Origin of the sequence: Kitasatospora sp. MBT63, from assembly GCF_000710465.2 — a bacterium.
Classification (GTDB): Bacteria; Actinomycetota; Actinomycetes; order Streptomycetales; family Streptomycetaceae; genus Kitasatospora.
Genome location: NZ_JAIZ01000634.1, coordinates 747 through 1,875, shown reverse-complemented (window position 1 = coordinate 1,875; position 1,129 = coordinate 747). Strand labels below are relative to the sequence as shown.

At 70.5% G+C, this 1,129-nt stretch carries 1 protein-coding gene; it reads right to left on the bottom strand.

Going from position 1 to position 1,129, the window contains the following annotated elements; translation table 11 throughout:
* Positions 1-1,129, bottom strand: a 1,129-nt coding sequence (locus AA75_RS33150; RefSeq protein ID WP_199520475.1) for a condensation domain-containing protein, incomplete at both ends; no start/stop codon positions are given.

The window sequence follows — 1,129 nt, the reverse complement described above, 5'->3', positions numbered from 1 at the left end:
CCCGCCGTCGACCCCACCGCCACAGCCAGCACCGGCCGCGCATCCCCCACCATGAACCCGATCCGGTCCACCGGATGCGACGGATCCAACGGCAGATACGCCGCCCCCGACTTCAACACCGCCAACAACCCGACCAACAGATCCGACGTCCGCGGCAGCACCAACGCCACACACCGCTCCGCCCCCGCCCCCCGGGCCACCAACTCCCGCGCCAACCGGTTCGCCCGCGCATTCACCTCACCGAACGAGAACACCCCGTCCACGGCCACCAACGCCACCGCATCCGGCGACTCCGCAGCCCGACGCTCGAACACCTCCGCGAACAGCACACCCTCCGACGGCACCGAAGCACCGTTCCACTCCCCCAGCAGCCGACCCCGCTCCTCGACCGCCAGCAACTCCACCCCACCGACCCGACCATCCGGATCAGCCACCACACCCGCCAGCAACCGCACCAACCGCACCACCAACGACTCCGCCGTCACCCGGTCGAACAACTCCACCGAGAATTCGAGACTCCCGGCGAGGCCGTGGTCGGCCCGCTCGACGAAGCCGAAGGACAGGTCGAACTTGGCGGTGTCCTCGGTGCTCTCCAGCGGCTTGACGGTGAGCCCGGGCAGCTGCGGCCCGTCGTCGACGGTCTCCTCCGCGAAGGTGAGCATCACCTGGAACAGCGGGTGCCGGTCCATCGACCGGACCGGGTTCAGCACCTCCACCAGCCGCTCGAACGGCACGTCCTGGTGCGCGAACGCCGCCAGATCCGCATCCCGCACCCGGCCCACCAGCTCACGGAACGTCGGATCACCCGACACATCCGTCCGCAGCACCAGCGTGTTCACGAAGAACCCGACCAGCTCGTCCAACGCCTGATCCGTCCGACCCGCCACCGGCGTCCCCAACGGAATGTCCACCCCGGCACCCAGCCGCGACAGCAACGCCGCCACCGCCGCCTGCACCACCATGAACACCGTCGCCCCGCACTCCCGCGCGAGCGCGGTGAGGGCTTGGTGGATCTCGGGGTCGAGGTCGAAGGCGATCAGGTCCCCGGTCGGGTCGAGCTCGGCCGGCCGGGCCCGGTTGACGGGCAGCTCGAGTAGCTCCGGCGCCCCGGCCAGGGCCGTACGCCAGA